Annotated in this window: 19 protein-coding genes; 4 read left to right on the top strand and 15 right to left on the bottom strand. The window is 66.9% G+C overall.

The genetic code is table 11. From position 1 onward, the window contains the following. Window positions 1-7: 7 nt before the first annotated feature. Window positions 8-382 (bottom strand): VOC family protein, encoded by a 375-nt coding sequence (locus tag ON39_RS27705; RefSeq protein WP_040738804.1) that lies wholly within the window; start codon window positions 380-382, stop codon window positions 8-10. Between the two features lie 67 nt (window positions 383-449). On the opposite strand from ON39_RS27705, the gene ON39_RS27700 reads away from it, so the two are divergent. Then, window positions 450-815 (top strand): winged helix-turn-helix transcriptional regulator, encoded by a 366-nt coding sequence (locus ON39_RS27700; protein WP_040738802.1) that lies wholly within the window; start codon window positions 450-452, stop codon window positions 813-815. 29 nt (window positions 816-844) lie between these two features. On the opposite strand, the gene ON39_RS27695 is transcribed toward ON39_RS27700, so the two are convergent. Continuing rightward, complete coding sequence (locus ON39_RS27695; RefSeq protein WP_040738800.1) at window positions 845-1,234, bottom strand: winged helix-turn-helix transcriptional regulator; 390 nt, start codon at window positions 1,232-1,234, stop codon at window positions 845-847. 94 nt (window positions 1,235-1,328) lie between these two features. Here ON39_RS27695 and ON39_RS27690 point away from each other — a divergent pair, with 94 nt between their 5' ends. Both ON39_RS27690 and ON39_RS46175 read left to right on the top strand, forming a co-directional pair. After that, window positions 1,329-2,201 carry an alpha/beta fold hydrolase gene (locus tag ON39_RS27690; protein WP_040738799.1) on the top strand — a complete coding sequence of 291 codons (873 nt, stop codon included), beginning with the start codon at window positions 1,329-1,331 and terminating at the stop codon, window positions 2,199-2,201. Between the two features lie 325 nt (window positions 2,202-2,526). Further along, a complete protein-coding gene (locus tag ON39_RS46175; protein ID WP_157195523.1) occupies window positions 2,527-3,339 on the top strand; it encodes a pentapeptide repeat-containing protein in 813 nt (270 codons plus the stop codon). A gap of 141 nt (window positions 3,340-3,480) precedes the next feature. Here the strand turns inward: ON39_RS46175 and ON39_RS27680 are convergent, their stop codons facing one another. From ON39_RS27680 to ON39_RS27650, 7 genes are all read right to left on the bottom strand, one after another. After that, window positions 3,481-3,894, bottom strand: coding sequence for a DUF2690 domain-containing protein (locus ON39_RS27680; protein WP_157195522.1), 414 nt, complete (start codon window positions 3,892-3,894; stop codon window positions 3,481-3,483). Window positions 3,895-4,000: 106 nt separating this feature from the next. Next, complete coding sequence (locus tag ON39_RS27675) at window positions 4,001-4,294, bottom strand: hypothetical protein (RefSeq protein WP_040738797.1); 294 nt, start codon at window positions 4,292-4,294, stop codon at window positions 4,001-4,003. Window positions 4,295-4,386: 92 nt separating this feature from the next. Next, entirely contained in the window at window positions 4,387-7,710 is a 3,324-nt protein-coding gene (locus ON39_RS27670; protein WP_146251033.1) for a WD40 repeat domain-containing protein, read from the bottom strand. Further along, entirely contained in the window at window positions 7,707-8,570 is an 864-nt protein-coding gene (locus tag ON39_RS27665; RefSeq protein WP_040738794.1) for a hypothetical protein, read from the bottom strand. Before ON39_RS27665 ends, ON39_RS27670 begins: the two co-directional genes overlap by 4 nt. A gap of 6 nt (window positions 8,571-8,576) precedes the next feature. After that, entirely contained in the window at window positions 8,577-9,755 is a 1,179-nt protein-coding gene (locus ON39_RS27660; protein WP_040738793.1) for a hypothetical protein, read from the bottom strand. 125 nt (window positions 9,756-9,880) lie between these two features. After that, window positions 9,881-10,369: a DUF6973 domain-containing protein gene (locus tag ON39_RS27655; RefSeq protein ID WP_040738792.1), complete on the bottom strand. Its 489-nt coding sequence runs from the start codon at window positions 10,367-10,369 to the stop codon at window positions 9,881-9,883. Window positions 10,370-10,756: 387 nt separating this feature from the next. Further along, window positions 10,757-11,356: a TetR-like C-terminal domain-containing protein gene (locus tag ON39_RS27650; RefSeq protein WP_040738790.1), complete on the bottom strand. Its 600-nt coding sequence runs from the start codon at window positions 11,354-11,356 to the stop codon at window positions 10,757-10,759. Window positions 11,357-11,458: 102 nt separating this feature from the next. On the opposite strand from ON39_RS27650, the gene ON39_RS27645 reads away from it, so the two are divergent. Further along, window positions 11,459-12,910: a glycoside hydrolase family protein gene (locus ON39_RS27645; RefSeq protein WP_040738789.1), complete on the top strand. Its 1,452-nt coding sequence runs from the start codon at window positions 11,459-11,461 to the stop codon at window positions 12,908-12,910. 4 nt (window positions 12,911-12,914) lie between these two features. Here ON39_RS27645 and ON39_RS27640 read toward each other — a convergent pair whose 3' ends face one another. The 6 genes from ON39_RS27640 to ON39_RS27615 are packed head-to-tail and all read right to left on the bottom strand — an operon-like array spanning window position 12,915 to window position 19,315. Then, the gene (locus ON39_RS27640) at window positions 12,915-14,333 is read right to left on the bottom strand and encodes an ABC transporter ATP-binding protein (protein WP_040738860.1); all 1,419 of its coding nucleotides are present in this window, start codon (window positions 14,331-14,333) and stop codon (window positions 12,915-12,917) included. Beyond that, window positions 14,330-15,097 carry an energy-coupling factor transporter transmembrane component T gene (locus ON39_RS27635; protein WP_083894721.1) on the bottom strand — a complete coding sequence of 256 codons (768 nt, stop codon included), beginning with the start codon at window positions 15,095-15,097 and terminating at the stop codon, window positions 14,330-14,332. Before ON39_RS27635 ends, ON39_RS27640 begins: the two co-directional genes overlap by 4 nt. Further along, window positions 15,094-15,708, bottom strand: a complete 615-nt coding sequence (locus ON39_RS27630) for an MptD family putative ECF transporter S component (protein WP_246002770.1) — start codon at window positions 15,706-15,708, stop codon at window positions 15,094-15,096. Before ON39_RS27630 ends, ON39_RS27635 begins: the two co-directional genes overlap by 4 nt. An 11-nt stretch (window positions 15,709-15,719) precedes the next feature. Beyond that, window positions 15,720-16,535, bottom strand: a complete 816-nt coding sequence (locus tag ON39_RS27625) for an SDR family NAD(P)-dependent oxidoreductase (protein ID WP_246002771.1) — start codon at window positions 16,533-16,535, stop codon at window positions 15,720-15,722. After that, entirely contained in the window at window positions 16,532-18,085 is a 1,554-nt protein-coding gene (locus ON39_RS27620) for a class I adenylate-forming enzyme family protein (RefSeq protein WP_040738786.1), read from the bottom strand. Before ON39_RS27620 ends, ON39_RS27625 begins: the two co-directional genes overlap by 4 nt. Window positions 18,086-18,088: 3 nt before the next feature. Then, entirely contained in the window at window positions 18,089-19,315 is a 1,227-nt protein-coding gene (locus ON39_RS27615) for a thiolase family protein (protein WP_040738784.1), read from the bottom strand. Window positions 19,316-19,320: the final 5 nt, after the last annotated feature.

Raw genomic sequence — 19,320 nt, 5'->3', positions numbered from 1 at the left:
GGCTGTGTTAAGCGAGCACCCGGGTGCGCACCTCTGGTGACCATTCCACGTACTCGACCTCTGTTCCGTCGGGGTGGCGTAGGTAGGCGAAGCGGCCGGTTTCGCTGTGGAGGGGGCCGGCGGTGAGGGTGGCCTCGGCTGCGGTGAGTTCGGTGATCAGCTGGTTCAGGTCGTCGACGATTACCGGGCCGATCGTGGTGCGGAATCGGTCGGTGTGTTCGGGTGAGCCTGCGATGAGGAGGAAGTCGCCGATGGCGGCTAGTTCGGCTTGTTCGAAGGGGAATCGGAGGTCGGCGGGGGTGCCGACGAGTTTCTCGTAGGTCGGTAGGGCGGTGTCGAGATCGGCGACGAACAGGCGGGCGTAGGTCTTCAATATCTGCACGTCGGCGAAGCTACTGTGGGATTGCCGGGACCGGCAGTACGCACTTCGAGGTGAGCGGTGGTTGTCGATGCGGGATGCGGAACAACTCGGGCGTGAGGTTGCCTGGCGAGTCTTCGCCGCGGTGTCGACGAAGTGGGGTCTGCGGGTGCTCGAGGAAATCGCGGCAGGCCGGTATCGGTTCCGCGAATTACACCGTGCCGTCGAGGGCATCAGCTACAAAATGCTCACCCAGACTTTGCGTGAACTCGAAAACCACGGTCTGATAACCAGATTCGACCACCGCACCGCCAACCCGCGCGTCGACTACCACCTCACCGCGGCCGGGGAGGGGCTCGTGCAGACGATCCACGGACTGTGCGGATGGTCGAGTGCTCACCTGGACCATCTCCTCACCGCCCCGGCGCACCGATCCGACTCCACGGCGCGCGTCTGACCGCGCAGACAACTTCCGCTACGGCGGCTTCAATCCCGCGCGGCGGCGGTGTCGCGCGCCGCGTCGATCTCGGCCATGTGATCCTGCGCCCAGGCGCGCAGGGCGCCCAGCGGAACCTCGAGGGACAGCCCCAGCTCGGTGAGTCGATAGTGCACCCGCGGGGGCACCGTGGATTCGACGCGGCGGTCGACCAGCCCGTCGCGGGTCAGGTCGCGCAGCGTCACCGACAGCATCTTCTGTGAAACGCCGGGCATGCGCCGCTGGAGTTCGGCGAAGCGCACCTCGCCCGGCGCGGCCTCGGCCAGCAACTTGACCACCATCGATACCCATTTGGTGCCCAGCCGATCCAGGAGGCGACGGGTCGGGCACGCCGGAGAGAACAGATCGCCGCGGGGGCGTTCGCCGGTCGGGGCAGTCACCTCGAGCTCACCACCTGTGTCGAAAGTGCCGTCTTGGCAGGTTGCCGCAGCTTACTTATGTTCACGTAGTAACCATAGGTAACTGGAGGCTCGAATGGCCAGGGAACAACCTGACATCGCCGTGCGGCAGATCACGGCCAACGGCATCGATATCACCGCCGCCATCGCCGGCACGGGTCCAGCGGTCCTGCTGCTGCACGGATTCCCACACACCTGGCAGGTGTGGCGCGAGGTGATCGGCCCACTCGCGCAACATCATCGGGTGATCGCGCCCGACCTGCGCGGGCTCGGCGCGAGCACCCGCACACCCGGCGGCTACGACGCGGGCACGCTCGCCACCGACGCGGAAGCCCTACTGGATGCCCTCGGCGAAACGAGGGCCGCCGTTGTCGCAATGGATTTGGGAGCGACCGCAGCCTTCCTACTGGCAATGCGGCGACCGGACCGCGTCTCGCGCCTGGTCCTCATGGAAGCCGTCCTGGGCCCGCTGCCCGGCGCCGAAGCCTTTCTCGCGGGTGGCCCACCGTGGTGGTTCGGCCTCCACGCCGTGCCGGGCCTGGCCGAAAAAGTCCTTCTCGGAAACGAATCCGACTACATCGACTGGTTCCTGTCCATCGGCACCCGAGGCCGCGGCGTGCCCCCGGCCATCCGCGACGCCTTCACCAGCGCATACACCGGCCCCGACGCCCTGCGATGCGCTTTCGCCCACTACCGGGCGATGCCCGAGACCGCCGATCAGATCCGCCAGGCCGTCGCCGCCACCCGCCTCACCGTCCCGACCATGGCGATCGGCGCCCGCCCCGTCGGCGACGCACTGGCCAACCAACTACGCCCGATCACCGACACCCTCACCGAGCACGTACTCCAAGACTGCGGCCACATCATCCCCCTCGACCGCCCGGACCTCCTCGCCCCCCTGCTGACCGAATTCCTCAGCGGCGCGGCCGGGAGTGGTCGGTGCCCGTAGTCTGGCGCCGTCCCGGCGCAGTGGTGCGGAGGTTGGTACCCCGACGGCGGTTTATCGGGATATGTGACGACAAATGGGGGCTGCCCATGATCATCGGTACGTTCGATCTCCAACTCGCTGGGCAAGTGGTAAATCTCACTGCGTGAGCCCGGATTGGCGGTGGCGGTCGCCCAGATCAACTCGCAACATCAGGATGCTGGCGGCCGTTGCTGTCCTAGGGCTCGGCGGTGTCATTCTTGCTATAGCGCTCGTAGTGCCCTCTTCTTCGGAGTTCTGGAAGGTTACGGCGCAGCCGCTCGCAACTGCGTTCGCTGGGCTGGGGGCAATGATCGCTGGTGTTCTCGCCTATGCGAACGGCCAACGGACCCGGGTGTTGCTCGATGCTCATCATCGGGAAGATGCGGACCGTGAGCGTGAGAGGTATCGAGATGACAGCCGGCGAGCGCGCGAGTCCGCGTTACGAGAGCGCTATGCGACGATCGTCAACCAGGTCGCGCATGATTCGGCAGCGGTTCGCCTCGGCGGTGTCTATGCGCTGAGTTCGTTAGCCGATGATTGGCACGCCTTCGGTGACGATGACGAACGGCAGGTGTGCATCAACCTCTTACGCCTGTACCTCCGTGGGCCATGGCCCGGGCAGGTGGGCGGTGAGGAACCGACGATGGTCGAACTCGCCGAGCGGGACGTCCGGCGGACAATACTTCGTCTGATCGCTGACCGGCGAAATAGTTCTGACGAAGAGAAGTCATGGTCGACCGCTTACACAGTCGTCGAGCGATCGGTGATCATCGGGTGTGATCTCGGCAATTTTCTGCTGGCGCAGGCGAATTTGAACCGCGCTGACCTCCGCCGATCGAACCTGGGTAACGCGAATCTGAGAGAGGTACAACTGGAGCGGGCAACGATGGACGGCACCGATCTGACGAGTGCAAACCTTGCGGGTGCCAATCTCTGTCATGCCTCGCTCATCGGCGCACTGCTCACTGGTTCGAATCTAGCCGCCGCTGACTTCACCGGAGCGGACTTGTCCGATGCCGATCTGACCGATGCTGTCATCGCGGGTGCTCATTGGGGCGAGATCAAGTATTCGGTTAATACGAAGTGGCCCAGTGGTTTCCGGCCGCCGGTCTCGCGATAGCTCTGATGCGGGGGCTCGGTAGCGAGGCTTTCCCTGAGTCTCCCTTGTCACATCCGCAGTCACCGATCGCCATGGAGTAAGCGGATAGCGATGGGTCCTGGTTGTCACAACCAGGACCCATCGTTCGCATAGCGATTCGGATCAGATGTAGGTGGTTTGGGTAACCCCCCAAGCGCCAGAAATAACCGCCTTCACGTGGTGCACGGGCGAATAGATCATCTTCGACCAGGACTGGGCTCCGTCGAAACCGCCGTAGCCCTGCTCGTAGCCGGTGTCCTGCACAGCCTTGATGGACGGGGCGTAGTGGTTGGCGGTGGCCCAGTTCGTCTTACAGGTGGCGGACCACCACAGTTGAACGTACGACTCACCGTACGACCCATAAACGGACGCACCGTCTTCGAGATGGGCGTCTGCGGCGCAGCCGGACGCGAAGGGATCCTGGCCTGAACAGTAGTCGCCATAACACGTGACTGCCTGTGCCTGTGGGACGTGCAGGAGTTGGCCGCCGAGTGCCATCACCGCCGCAGCGGCTGCGATGAGGATCAGCTTGGCCAACGAGAACGGCCGGGGGAAGAGTCGATGAGAGGACATCGGAGGTATCTGCTTTCGGAGAGATGATTCGGGTGGTTGTTGCGGTGCTGTCGGCGAAATGCCTTGTGGGTCAAGGTGTCTGAGCGGTGTCGGTTTCGGTCTCCTTCTGGTCGGCGCTGGATGCGATGGTCAACAGACTCGGGACGAAGTCGAACGGATTGGGCCACGCCTTCACCAGCTCCACGGCTCCCGCGAGGCCGCTGACGCCGTGGCTGTCGAGGATCTTGCGTCCCCAGCGGAGGAAGAGCAGGAAACCGAGCAGAGCCAGCGCCATGACGGCGACGACGGCTACGCAGATGACCGATACGTCGTCGAGGTAAGGGTGGGCCAGGACGGCGGTGTCGGCGGGGCCGTGTCGCAGCACAGTGAGCTCCTCATCGTCGATCGTGGAAGGCGATCGATGATGAGACGAGCGAGCAGCGCATTCGTTGCGCTCCAGGCCCTGCCGCTATCGGTTCACGGGCACAAACCCTGGTAGGGAATCGTCGCGAGGTAGCGCTCCCATTCCTCGTGCGTCAGTTGGCTGGTCCCGCTCGAACACAGCGCCGCCGCAACGGATTCCGGATCTGTCGCCCAGATGCGTAGCACCTTGTCGGGGCCCGCGCCGACCAGGATGCGGCCGCCGAGACCGTATCCGGCGTCGTTGACCCGACCGTTGTACGCGCGCAACTCGGCATAAAGCGCTGGGGCGTCGATATTTTCGATATTCCACACCCATGCGCCACCGTTGGATCCGCCCGCGACGACCCGATCGGTCGCCGGACTGAAGTTGACGGTGAGCAGGTCGTCGGCGGGGCCACGCAGTGTCGGAAGCATGCGTGGCCGATCGCGATCCGTGATATCGACCAGGTGCACACTGTGGTCGGCGTCGCCGGCCGCGAGCAAGCGACCGTCTCGGCTGATCGCGACGGAGAGCACGTCGCGGCCGCCGAGGTCGGTGAGCGGTGGGCGTGGTCGAGGGTGCCGCGGGTCTGTCACGTCCCACAGCAGGACGCGGTCGTCGGAGGTGGCTATCGCCAACAGATCGCCTTGCGGCGCGTACGCGAGCATCGTCGGAAGCCCCGGGCCGCTGTCGATGTCACCGATCCGAACGGGAGTATCCGGCCCGGTCACATCCCACAGCGTGACGATGTCGTGGTCTTGACTGGCGACCGCCAGCACCGACCCGGAAGGATCGAACGTCATCGCGGCGACGATTTTCTCGACGGCGGCGAAGGGCGCGCCCCGTCGTCGCGGGCTCTCGGGGACGCCGACGTCCCACAGGTGGACGTGCCCCGTTGTCGTGCCGACGGCCGCGAGACGGCCGTCGAGCGAGAACGCGGCGGCGCCGGAGTTCCGCAGTCCGTCCGGAGTGGGCAAGCCGGGGAATTGGCGTGGCGCTGCCGGGTCGGTGAAGTCCCAGTGGTGCGTCGTCGGATCCGACGCGCCGGTGCCGCTGAGCATGCGTGTTCCGGCCCGGTCCCACCAGGTCTGGAAAACCACCGTCGTCGACGCGGGCAGGATCGGTCCGGGTCGCGGCCAGAAGCGCAGCACTCCATCGGTGCCCGCGGTGACCAGAGTTCTGCCGTCCGGGGTGAACTCGACCGAGCTGACGATAGCGGGATCGGGCAGCACGGCCGGCTCGGGCGGCGCGACGGAGTCGGAGACGGTGGTCAGGTTCCATACCCTGGTCGTGTTGTCGGAACTGCCGGCGGCGAGCGAACGGCCGTCCGCGCTGAACGACACATCGTTGACGTAGCTGCGGAATCCGGTCAGATCGCGCAGCCACCGCGGCTCGCCGGCGGAGATGCGCCACAGCGCGACCCGGTCGTTGCGGCCGCCGACGGCGAAAGTGGTCCCGTCCGGCGAGACGGCCAAGGCGTGGACCTGTGCCTCCGTTCCGCTGTCGGCCGGATGGCTGACTCTCAGGGCAGGCTCGGTCTGCGGATCGGTGTAGTCCCAGAGGCGAAGTTCGCCCTGTGCGTCTCCGGTCACGAGAAGATCGCCTGCCGCGTTGAACGTCACGATGACATCGCCGGAAGTGGCCCGCAGCGGGGCCAGTACTCGAGGCGGGGTCGCGCCGATGTCCCACCGCTGGATTTCTTGTCGGTCCGTGCCGACGACGAGGTGAGTCCCTCGGCCGCCGAAGGCGACACTGCGTACGACACCGTCCACGGCGATCTCGGCGCGCGGGCGCAGCTGCTGTCCGTCGACGATGTCCATGACGTGCACAGCACCCGCCAGGGCCACCGCGAGTGTGCTGCCCGTGCGGTCGACCGCCAGCGCCGTCGCGCGGCCGGACACCGTGCGCTGTGCGAGGACGGTGCTGTAGTGACTGGTCGAGGACAGCCGCAACACCCCGTCACCGCCGATCGAGCAGACCCACCGACCGGCGACCGGGTCGACGACAGCGACCGTCTCGGCGGCGCCGGTGATGAAACGTCCGGGAGTCGGAACCGCCGTCGAGTCCAACAGCGCCGACCGCGCTTTGACCGTGGGATCGAGCCGATACGCCGCCAGTGCCATGAGCTGAGCGACCGCGGGATCGGTCGGACGGAAATCGCTTGCGGCACTGGCGATCAAGCGCGAATGCGATTCGGTGCGCGTGCGTTGCGCCTCCTGTTCGGCCGCTTGCGCGTCGAGTCTCGCGTTCACCAGCGCGGCTCCGCCCACCGTGACGACGACCACCAGGCCGAACGCGAGCAGTGCCATGCCGAACGCGTGCCGGTTGTAATTCCGCCGTGTGCACTTGATCGCTTCGGGCACCGTCGCGGCGCCTCGCACCGATTCACCGAAGCCGGCCGGCGCGATGTCGCGCACCCGATCCAGTTCGCTCTTCGCGACTATCACTCGCAACGCCGCCGCCTGCGCGGCTTTCAGCTTCTCGCCGTAGTAGCCCACCCGGGTGAGGGCCAGCCCGTCCAATCCCGCAGTGACAGAGCTGTGCGGATCGAGCTCACGCCAACGCCAGCGGCCGGTGCGCGGGCGCGGCAACAAGTCGTCGAGACAGACCGCCATGGCCGCGCCCATCGAGGGGCCGCGCAGAATGGTGGCGGGAACCCCATGGTCTTGGATTACCGACCAGACGACGCAGGCCTTGCCGACGCCACGACTGCACCGCCACGCCTGCGCGAAACTGTCCACGAGTTCCTGATCGGCTTCGAGAAACAGCATCGTCGCCGGGTCGGGGTGCAGACCCACTGGGCCGTCGGCCAGATGACGCAAGTGCAACGTCGCGGTCTTTCCGCACCCGCCGACCTCGACCAATACCGTGGTCTGTGCGTGGTGCCGAGTCTTGAGCGGCCGCCCCGCGAATTCCAGAGCCAGCAGCAGGGTGAACCCGCGGACCCGCTCGAATCCGCGGGCCCGCTTGCCGCCATCGCCGACGAGCAGGTATCGGATGATCGTCGACAGCGGCTCTGCCTCGGTCACCAGCGGCAACCGCGGATCTATCAACTGGAGGTCGGTCGAGACGAGGCCGGCCCGGTCGGCGTGCTCGATGAGCGGCTGAATCGCCGCAGCGACATCGGCGCAGGAAAGGTCCTGGGTCGTCAGGGCCACGGCGAGCGCCTTGCTGGCGCGGGCCGCGCTGAGATGGGTGGGATTGTCCCGCAGGGCCGCGTTGTCATCGGCGCTCAGCAGCTGGGCGGTCGCTTCCGGGCCTGCGAGAACGGCGTTGCGGCAGATCTCCAGCCACTGCTGCTCCTTGCCGGTGAGCTCCACCCTGCGTTGCTGTCTTTCGGCCTGGACTGGCGGCCTACGATCGGCGAAAAAGTCCTCACCACTGTGGTTCTCGGTCACGGCATGCCCTCCGCTATCGCCGCTCTCGCCCAGTGATCGGTGGGCAGCGAAGACGCCAGTCGCGCCCACACCGGGTGGACCCCCGGAGGGCACGCGGCGGCCGAGCGACTGAGATCCGCCGCCTGGGCTTCCGGAATTTTCTGTACCACAACAGGTTCGGTGACCGCGATCTCGCCCCAGCCATGTGCGATATCGATGAAGCTTTCCCCCACCGCGAGTGGGCCCTGCTGCTCCAGGACGATGAACAACCTGATGGCCTCGGCCCCGATGAGCAACGTGGCAATATGCAGATCCGCGTCTCGGACGAACTCGATCACAACATGGAGCCGCCCCTCCTCGGGCAGCGCCGTGCGGGTCAACCGAAACTGATGCTCGGAGTCGATCTCACTGTGCGACCGCACCGGTGACCCGCCCTCGGCGGCGGCGGATATCGGCAGATCGCTGCGTGGCTGGAGCACCCGCAACGTTCGCAAGCGCGCCGTCACGTCCTCGGCGGCGGGCTCGGCGGAGACGGCCGAGAGCAGATGAGCGTGCAGCCTGCCTCGTTCGTCGGCCGCCGCCGCGATCCGATGGATTCGTGCACTCGGAGGCTTGCCGTGCCAGAGCCGGCGCAATTGGTCCAGGAGCCGAGGGGTTCCCAGGACGGACTCGGCCTGGAACACCGTGAAACCGAGCACGGCTCCCTCGGCGATCTCCAACGGATGCAGGCCGGGCAGTACGCCGCCGCGGTAGGCCGACAGGACATACGACACCTGCCGGTGGAGGTCGTCGTCCGTGTCGCCGGTCGAGTCCACGTCGGCGGCGAAGTACGACCGGAGATCGTCGAGGGTTAGGTGGGTTCGGAATTCGTTGTCAGACATATGGATTCATTGCTCCCAGGTTCGGGTGCGGTCAGGGTTGTGTGGTCCACACACGGCCACGCAATTGGGGTGCCGGTTCTCGATGGAGATCGCGAACCGGGTCTCCTCCGCGTGTACGCGAGCGATCTCCGCCGCGCGGCGTTCGGCGATGTCGCCCGCGGGCACAGGTGACTTGCTCGCTGCGAGGAATCGATCGATGTCTACGCGACTTCCCGTCGCCTCGGTCGTACGCACCGCCCCGGCCGCCGACCCGAGCAGTTCGATCGTGGTGGAATCCGCTGTACCGCAGAATTTCTCATAGCCGTCGAGGACGGCGTGAATGGTGTGTGGGTCGTGCAGGGTCCCCGGTGCCGCGAGTATCCCGGCGAAGTAGATCGCCTGACGCAGGATGGTCAGCAGCGTGGAGTTGCGGCGGGAGACCGTCGTCGTGCTTGTGCCGATCTTCGCCGCCACCTTCGTGATTCGGCCTCGATTGGGATCGCGCCGGTGCCGTGCGCGCACTCGTGCCTCGCGCTCCCGGCGGATGGATGTCGCGTCGGGTATCGGCGGCTCTTCCAGCTCGTCGTCGGCTTCGGTGAACAGGTAGATCTGATCGATCAAATCCACGCCGTCGCGGGTGAGCCGGCCGCGTTCGACCAGGACGCGAATCAGCGTTCGCAGCGCACTGTGTCGCTGTGCCGAGGCATACCCCGTGATGACGATGTCGGCGGGGTCGACACCGTACATTTCGTCGGTGATCGTCCCGACTCGATCGTCGACAGAGTCTATGACCGAGCCGGAAGTGTGGTCGCTCGCCACGGCCGCCTCGAACGGCACGGGTTCGTTCGGAGCGGGCTCAGCCACCGGTATCGGCCGCACCGAACGCGCAATGCTGATGTGGCGATGCTTCACCGCCTCGAAGAGCAGTCCCCGTCCCGGCCGAGTCGTCAAGTGCTCGACCAGTTCGCGAGATCGGCTCTCGCTCTGCGCATCCGGTTCCCGACGTCGTAACTCATGCAGCTCGTCACGAGCGTCGGCCAGCTTCTCGAGCATGACCTGATACGTGTGCCAGGTGATGTCCTCGGCGTCGGCGTGCTGCGCACCACGGCGGCGGAGGAAGGCGACCGAACCCTCGTAGTTGGCGTAGAACAGCTCGCTGAGGAATGCGCGGGCTCGGATGTACAGCTGATCGGTATCTGTGGTCATTACCGTTGAATGCCTATCGATTCGAATGCCGGTGACGGCAGGGTGTTGCTGCGGAATCGGCGCTGGACCGGATCCGCGAGCCGATGGACGAGCACAACGGAGTAGCGGCGCACACCCGCATGGGCTCAGCGGAGCGTTCTCAACTTGCCGCCGTCGGCGAGAGCGCCGCAGCGGTTCATGATCCAGCCCCAGGTGTCGCCGCCGCCCTTGCTGTTGGACTCCACACCGAGACGGACACCGGTCTCGTTGTTGGCGGTGTCCATCAACCACTCATCGAGCGGATTGTCGTCCTTGTTCTCGTGGATGCTCAGGATCGTGGCGGCGCGGTCCGCCCCGATCCGCTGGGCGATGGCACCCGCCCAGATGCAGTGTCGGAAAGCGTCGCCCACCCCGTTGTGCAGCGAGCGCGGATTGTTCTGGTAGCGCCATTCGGCGACACCTGTCGCCCAATTCTTGGCGTCGTCGGCGGCCAGGCAGTCGCCCGCGTTGGCCATGCAGTAGTCCCGTTCCGACTGGGTGGTGCCCTGCCCGGGATAGGCCTGGGCGGCACCGAGAGAGCAGAGAAATGCTGCGGCGCAGAAGATTACGCTGATGCCGAGACGAGTCGTCTTCATCGCTGAGTTGGTCCCTTCGAGAAAGTGTCGGCACATCGGATTGCGCCTACTCCCACACGACGGGAAAGCGCCGCATTCGTTGCGTCGGCGGTGAAGCGGGTCCCCGGCTGGTGCCTGCGGTAGCGGCGCTGCCCCGCGTGGAAACCTCGTGTCGACCGAAGGGGCATCGGGCAGTGCGCCGCCGGATGCACCCCGCGGAAGAAACGGTCACTGCTGCCAGTGTCGTGAGCGTGCGATCCGTGCGGTATCGGCTGTGTGACCGACAGTCATCGGCGGTTCGACGGTGCTCACTCGGGGCCCGCGCGAAGGCGACTGGGCAACGGCTCGGGTCTTGTCGGCAGCAGTTCCAAAGTGCCGCAACGTTACTCGTAGGCTGAGAGCCCTTCCCTATTCGACTCCTCGCACAAGAGGTAGGTAGATGGTGTCGATTATTTCTTCGAGGGTGGTGTCGGGGATTTGGGTGATGCCGCGGACCAAGTACTCGTTGCGGAGGAGGTCTACCGCGACGGTCGCGATGCGCGGGGCGAGTGCTTCGGGGCGGGCTTGCCCTCGGGCGACGGCTCGCTTTAGGACGGTGAGCCATCGGGTTGCGGCGGCGTCGAGGAGTTGTGCTCGGGTGGCGCGCAGGAGGTTTGGGTCGGCGGCCATTTCGGTGGCGAGAATTCGCAGGATCTCGCCCTGGGGGGAGGCGATGCGGTCTGCGGCGTTGCGGAGCATGGTGAGGGCGTCGGTGCGCAGGTCGCCGGTGTCGGGGAGGTCTTCGGCGAGGGCGGCTTCGCTGTGCGCGGCGACCGCGAGGGTGGCTCGGTTGGGCCAGCGGCGGTAGATGGCGGTCTTGTTGGTGCGGGCTCGGGCCGCTACTCGATCGATGGTGAGGCCGGGATAGCCGGTCTGTGCGAGTTCCTCGCGTGTCGCTTGCAGGATCGCCTGCTCCAAGACCTCGCCGCGCCGCCGTGGGGCCTTCCGGGGATCTGACTGCTCCGGCACTCTCGCTCCTAAGTTAAGGGACGGTGAGTCCCCTACTGCTGCTATCCTCGCAGACAGCTTAGAGGACGATCCGTCCCCTAAGTGTGAGCAGAGGAGTTTGATATGACCGCTACCGCGCCGTTCGAGGACTTGCTACCCGACATCCGTTTGGGCGTAGTTCGCGCCACTTCTTTCGGATTATTCGGTCCGCCAGAGACTTTCGTGCCGCAGGCGCGCTCGATGGGCGCGGGCATCGTGCGGGTGAACATCTTCTGGTCGCAGGTGGAGCCGGAGCCCGGCCGATGGGTGTGGGAGGCCGTCGACAGCCTGCTGGACCAACTCGAGGACGGCGTCGAGGCGTGGGTCACGGTGTGCGCGGGTTCGCGCTGGGCGACGCGGCACGCCACGGGGTGGCTGCCGGCCTCGCCCGCGGTCGACCTGGATCGATACCGCCGCTTCGTGAGCGAGCTGGTGGGGCGCAGGCCGGGCCGAATTCGCTTCTGGCAGTGCGAGATCGAGCCGTGCCTGCGACTGTTCTGGGCGGGCACGGCGGAGGAGTACGTGACCCACCTGCGCGAGTTCTACGGTGCGGTGAAGGAGGCCGACCCGGACGCCTTGGTGGTGCTGGGCGGCGCGGTGCCGGGCGCGATGCTCGGTGACGGCGCGGCGGGGGCGAAGACGTGGGCGTCGTTCTTCGGCGAGGTGCTGCGTGCGACGGGGGAGTACTTCGATGTATTCGACGTCCACCCTTACGGCGACCCGTACCTGGTGCCGGCGCTCATCGACGCGAGCCGATCGCAGATGGCGATTTACGGGTATCAGAAGCCTGTTGTCGCGGGCGAGCACGGCGGCCCGCTGCCCATCGAGTTCCGCGAGAACCTGCCGCATTTGAAAGACGTACTCGTGGCGAATCAACAACAGTTTCAAGGTGAGGTGCCCATGCCCGACACCGCAGAGGAACTGGTGGCCGCGGAAGACGCTGCCGTGGTGGAGCTTTACGAGCGCATGGACGAATTGGCGCCCACGCTACAGATGTTCATGGTCGACTGCCCCGAGGAGTTGGCGGACCGGCGTCATCGGCTGGCGTGCCGGGATCTGGTGATGCGCACCATGCTCGCGCTCTCGACGGGCGTGCGGCGCACCTTCCACTATCCGCTCGCCCCCGAGCGCCCGCTTCGCCGCGACGGCCGCTTCGCGGGAGCGCTGCTGTTCGGCAAACTCGCACTGATGGACTGTGACGGCGACGCTCTCGGCGATCGGTACCCGGCCGCCGACACTTTCGAGCTGCTGGCACGCAAACTCGCTGGCGCCGACCGGGTTCGGAGACTCACCGTTCCGGACCTTCCTGACCTGTACTTGTTCGAGGTCCAGCGCGGCGACCGCGCACCGTTGCTGGTCGTCTGGGAACGTCGCGACAGCGAAGAAGACAAGCCGCCCACCGAGTTCACCTGGAACTGGCCGCACCCTCAGGCGATCGCCGTGGACGTCTTCGACTCCGAGATCCCGAGCGAGGCACGCAACGGCGTGCTGCGAGTAGAGGTCACGCCCACACCGATTTTCATCGACGTCGCGTAGACCCTCAGCCGATCGGCCGCAGCCGCAGTTCCTGATCCGCCGCGCGAGTGAGCAACTCGGTGTCATGACTGATGAGAACCACGACCGCCCCACCCGCGGCGACATCGCGCATGGCCCGCGTCACCCTCCGCAGGTGGCGGCGGTCGACTCCCGAACTCGGCTCATCGAAGATGACGATACGACGGCCGCTCAGCCCGGCCACGGCGACGGCGAGGCGTTGCTGCTGGCCGCCGGACAACGACAGCGGGTGGCGTTCGCCGAGGCCATCCAAGTCGAAACCCGTTAGTACATCGGCGATTTCGGCACGATCAGCCATCGTTCCGAGGCGCAGTTCGGCAGTGACGCTGTCGGTGAACAACTGCCGCTGCACATCCTGCATCACGATCGCGGACTCACGCTGGCGCCGCGAACGCGACAGCGGTCGACCATCGAGGAACACCTCTCCCGCGTGCCGTTGCAGCCCGGCGAGGATTCGGGCCAGGGTGCTCTTGCCGACACCATTGGGTCCGGTAACAGCGGTAATGACACCGGCGGGCAGTTGCGCCTCCGCGATATCCAGAATCGGGCGGCCCCGAAAACCGCAACGGATATCTCGCAGTTCGACACCCGTCGTCGCGACGGCATCCTCCTCGCTCCCCGACGGTACGACGCTGAGCCCATGCGCGAAAGCCGCAGCGATCTTGCCACATTCGGGTTCGTCGAGGCTGCGCAACCCCAGCCCACGCAACGTATCCTCCGTCAAAGCTGCGAAATCTCTTCTGTCCCAGTCCTGTTCGACCCGCCCATCGCCGACCATCACGATTCGATCGGCGAGGTCGCGCAAGTAATGCAGGCGATGTTCGGCGATGACAAGGGTCGCACCCTGCTCCCTGAGGTGACGGAGTACCGCACCGAGTTCGGCGACGGCGGAGGCCGACAGATTGGAGGTGGGCTCGTCCAACAGCACCAGCGGCGGTTCATGAGCGACGGCCCCGGCACACGCCACCCGCTGCTGCTGCCCGCCCGACAACTCCCGCAGCCGTCCGGTGAGCTCGCCGAGCCCGAACTCGGCGATCACCGCATCGACGCGCGCACGGATAATCTGCGGTGGCACCCCGAAATTCTCCAGCGCGAACGCCAATTCGGTGTCGACCGCATCGGTGAAGAACTGGCGGCGCGGATGTTGCAGCACACTGCCGGTCACCCGGCCGACCTGCGCGAGATCGGTGATCGGCGCCCCGCCGACGCGCACCCGCCCGTGCAGGGCCCCGGCGTGAAAGTGCGGGATGAGCCCGTTCATCAGCCGCAGGACCGAACTCTTGCCCGACCCGCTTCGCCCGCACAGCACCACGGTCTCCCCACGCTCGATACGCAGGTTCAACCCGTCGAGGACGGCGGTGTCACCACCCTCGTACACCCAGCGAACGTCCTCGAGCCGAATCATCTCGCGGGCCTCCACCGCAGTGTCACGATGCCGAGCGCCGCAACCACGAGACCCGCCACCACGTCGCGAAAACCGAAGCGCGGCGGCCGCATCGACGTGGGTCGCGCCTGCGAGCCCAGCCCCCGCAGCAATGCGGCGGCCGAAAGGTCCTCGGCCGCACGCAGACTCGAAGCCATGAGCGGAACCGTGAAGTACTCGACACTGCGCACCGGGTGCCGCAGCATCGTCGCCCAGCCGCCGAGACCGCGCAGCCGCATGGCATCCCGCACCGCCCGCGCCTCGGCGACGACGGTCGGCACGAACCGCAGCATCACCGCGGCGGGCACGGTGAGCGCCGACGGCAGCAGCGCCGCCCGCAACGCGGCGGTGAAGCGCGTCGGCGGGACGGTCTGAATCAGGTACGCCGCAATGCCGCCCACCGCCACGAGGCGTAGCGCGTACCCTGCCATGACGGCGATGAGGCCGAATACCGGCCACGCCGCCGCCGACGGCAGGAGATAGGCCGCCGCAGCCAATGTCGTTGCGGCTACCGGCAATTCGACCGCCCGACGCCAGGCGCGCTCCGAAAGCGCCAGCAGCACGCCGACGATCAGCGTCGCCGGAACGAACCGCATCCCGCCGGGCGCCATGATGACGACGTTCGCGCCCAGCAGCAGCGCCAGCGTGGTTCGCGGATCCAGCGTCCATCGCGCGACGGATCCGTGCGGTTCGGCGCGGATGGCCTCCGATGCGGCTGGGCCCGGTCGCGAGACAGTGTCGGTCACGCCAGCCCGGCTTTGCGAAAGTGCTTGTCCAGCAGCCGAACTCCCAACGCGCCGCCGATCAGGCCGAACACGGCCAACGACAGATCGAAGGCGAGCAGCACGGCCGGAGACAAGAGGCTGTCCAACTGCTCGATGTAGTCCGCGCCCATGCCGTCCATGTAGGGACTCGACAGAAACTCTTCGCGCGCATAGAACATCGGCAGGAACAACCCGGCGAACCACACACTGAACACGGCATAGGCGAGCACGCTCAACCGCCGCGAACGATATCGCCCCACCCACAGCAGCACCTCGGCGACCAACGCCGCCGCCACCGCGATGACGAGACAGATCGCCGGGCTGCCGATGAGCGCCATGAAACCGCCGACGATGACGGCGAATACGGTGACCATGCCTGCCCGCCGCACCCGGGTGAGGAACAGCATGAACGGCACGCCCGCCGCCACGATGCTCGCCGCGCTCCCTACCAGCGTCACCAGCGGATTGATGAATTCGAGCAGATTGAATATGCCGATCGTCACGATGTAGAGCGCACCGAAGATCCCGATATTGACGAGATCCTTCGGGTGGAGTCGGAAGTCGATACGGCGCTCGATGGATTCGACGGTCACGTTCACTGTCCTCACTGCGCGGGGCCGAGCGCGACGCCGCCGTCGACGACCAGCTCTATCCCGGTGATGTACTTCGACCGATCGCCGGCGAGGAACAGCGCAGCCTGCGCCACGTCCCACGCCGTGCCCATGCGGCCCATCGGCACCTGGGCGTCCCGTTTCGCCCACATGGCCTCGACGCTGGAGCTGTCGTAGGCGTCGCCGAGACCGTTCGTGGTCACCATGGGCGTTTTCATCAGGCCGGGCAGCACCGCGTTCACTCGCACCTGATGCCGGGCCCACTCCCGCGCCGTCGTCCGGGTCAAATGATTCAGCCCCGCCTTGCTGGCAGAGTAGCTCGCGTAAGGCACTCCGCTCCAACGGATTCCGGCGACCGAGGAGATGTTGACGATGGCGCCGCCACCCTGTTCCACCATCCGGGGGATGACATGCTTCATCGTGAAGAACGTCCCCTTGAGGTTGACCGCGAAAACCCGATCCCATTCGGCCTCGTCGAGCTCGGTGACCCCGCCCACGCTCGCGATGCCGACATTGTTGTCGAGCACGTCGATCCGCCCGTATGTGTCGATGACGGCGTCGACCACGGAACGGACCTCGGATTCGAGGGTGACGTCGAGCGCCACCGCGTCGGCGAGGCCGCCCTCGTCCCTGATCAACCGGACGGTCTCGCGCGCCGACGCGATATTGATGTCGGCGCAGACCACGACGGCGCCCGCGCGGGCGAAGGTCAGTGCCGTGGCGCGGCCGTTGCCCATCCCGTCCCCGACGCAGCCCGCGCCGACGACCAGCGCGACCTTGTCCGCCAGTTCCCGCATGGTTTCTCTCATATCTTCGCGTCCTGACCCGCCCAGAACTCCTGCCTTACTTGCTGTTTCAGAACCTTGCCGTTGTTGCTGCGCGGCAGCCGATCCACGAACACGACCTTTTTCGGCGTGCGCACCGGGCCGAGTCGCTCGCGGCACCGCGCGATCAGCTCAGCCTCCTCGACATGCTGCCCCGCGTTGAGTTCGACAACGGCTGTCACCGCCTCACCCCAATCCGGGTGAGGAGCGCCGACCACAGCACAGTCCTGCACGGCGGGATGACTCCAGAGCACCTGCTCGACCTCGCTGGGGTAGACGTTGAAGCCGCCCGAGATGATCATGTCCTTCTTCCGGTCGGTGATGTGCAGATAGCCCTGCGCGTCGAGGTGGCCGAGGTCGCCGGTGTGCAGCCACCCGTCGACGATGGTCCGCGCCGTGAGCTCGGGATCCCGGTAGTAGCCCTTCATCAGCAGGTCGCCGCGCACACAGATCTCGCCCGTGACACCCGTCGCGACCTCGACGCCGCCCTCATCGCGGATCGAGACCGTGATCAACGGGCTGGGGCGTCCACAGGAGCTCAGCCGATCGTCGGGCGCGGGCGCACCGTCGATCACATGCTCGTCGGCGCGCAGGAACGAGATGGCGGCGGGCGCCTCCATCTGGCCGTAACCGCCCACGAACACCGGCCCGAGCCGCTCGAGGCCGGCGCGGAGTTTCTCGACCGACATCGGCGCCGCACCGTAGGCCAGGTAGCGCAGCGACGAGGTGTCCACGGCGCGGTGCTCCAGCACCTCGAGCAAGCGATAGACCACTGTCGGCGGGAGGAACAGCTCCGTGACGCGGTGTCGTTCGATGGCGCCGAGAACCAGGTCGGGAGTCGCGCCCGGCACGATGACGACCTCGCCGCCGCGGACGGTGGCCTGCAAGCTGAACAGTCCGGCCGTATGCGTCATGGGCGCGGCCGCGAGGTTGACGGCCGTTGCGCTGGAAGGGTATTCGAACGCCAACAGCTGGTGGGCGACCATCACCGAGAGGTTGCGATGGGTGTGCGTCACCCCCTTGGGCTCGCCGGTCGTGCCGCCGGTCGGCGCGACGGCGACCACGTCGTCCATGGCGAACCGCACGGGCGGCGGCGTGTCCGGCCGGTCGACGGTCCAGCGCCGCAGGGCGATGTCGTCGGCGCCCGCCGCCAACGCCACGTAGTGGCGAACCCCCGTCGCCGCGGACTTCATCTCGGCGACCTGAGCGGCGAGGTCGGGGTGGTAGAACAGCACCTCCACCTCGAAACGCGCTAGCAGCCGGACGTTCTCGTGCACCGGGTTCGCCGGATTCAGCGGGACCCAGGCCGCTCCGGCGCGCCAAGCCCCGAGCACGCAGATCCAGGCCAGCGGGGCGTTCGGGGAGAGGACGGCGATCTTCGACTCCCGCCGGACTCCCGCGCTGAGCAGCGCGTGCGCGATCCGGCAGGACATCGCCCCGGCCTCGTCGAAGGTCCAGGTCTCGTCGTCGGTCCGGTAGGCCACCCCGGTGGGGTTGATCGCGCGACCGCGATCGAAGAAGTCGATGACGGCCATCTCTTACACCTTTCCCAGTACGGTCACGGCCGCGACGGCTTCCTCGCCACGGTGGAAGCCGCCGCCATTCTCCGCCAGCGCGATTCGCGCGTGCGCTATCTGTCGCGGGCCCGCGGTGCCGCGCAATTGCTCGGTGAGTTCGAAGATCTGGCCGAGTCCGCTGGCTCCGATCGGATGCCCCTTGGACTCGAGCCCGCCGGAGGGGTTCACCGGAATCCGCCCGCCGCAGGTGGTTTCGCCGCGCAAGGCCGCCGGTCCGCCCTCGCCGAGCGGGACGAGCCCCAGCATCTCGGTCTGCATGATCTCGGCGAAGGCGGTGGCGTCGTGGACCTCGGCCACATCGACGTCGTCCGGACCGATCCCCGCCTGTTCGTAGGCCCGCCCGGATACCGCACGGGTCAGATGTTCGTCGAAAGTGCTTGTGTCGCGGTCGCTTCCCGTGCCGATAACGGTGGCCAGGACCTGCACCTGCTTCGCCGCGCCGATCCGGCGCAGCCCCGCCTCGCTACACACCACGACCGCGGCGGCCCCGTCGGTGATCGGCGCGCACATCGGCACGGTGAGCGGATACGACAAACGCCGCGCCGCCAGCACTTCCGCCACCGTCATCGACTTCCGGTAGTGCGCACGGGGATTGGTGGACGCGTGGTCGTGGTTCTTGGCCGCGACGGCCGCGATCTGCTCCTGGGTAGTCCCATAGAGCCGCATGTGATTCCGCGCGACCGCGGCGTAGATGTCCATGAAGATGGAGCGACGCCCGAGACCGGGCTCGTCGACCTCGCCACCCAGGTTGAGCAGCGACCGCGTGAGCGCCTCGGGATCGGACACGTCATAGGCACTGTCGAACACCGACATGGTCCGCTCGGGATCCCCGACGTTCATCCGCTCCACCCCGACCGCGAGTGCGACGTCGGCGGCGCTGGCCCGGACCTGGTTCACCGCGAGCGCGAACGCCGAAGCGCCCGTGGCACAGGCGTTCTCGACGTTCACCACCGGTATCCGCTGAATCCCCATGGCGCGCAGCGCGATCTGCCCCGAGATCATGTGCTGGCCCTCGAGGGCGCCCTGCGTGGCGGTGCCGAAGAACGCGGCGTCCAGCGCGCCGAGGTCGGCGCCGCAGTCGCGCAACGCGTCGGTGACGGCCCAGCGGGTCAGCTCACCGACGCTCTTGCCGGAATGCCTGCCGAACGGCGTCATGCCGATCCCGGCTATCCAGACGGCGGTTGTCATTGTCG

It is taken from the genome of Nocardia tenerifensis NBRC 101015, assembly GCF_000308715.1.
Classification (GTDB): Bacteria; Actinomycetota; Actinomycetes; order Mycobacteriales; family Mycobacteriaceae; genus Nocardia; species Nocardia tenerifensis.
This window is presented reverse-complemented; position numbering and strand designations above follow the sequence as displayed.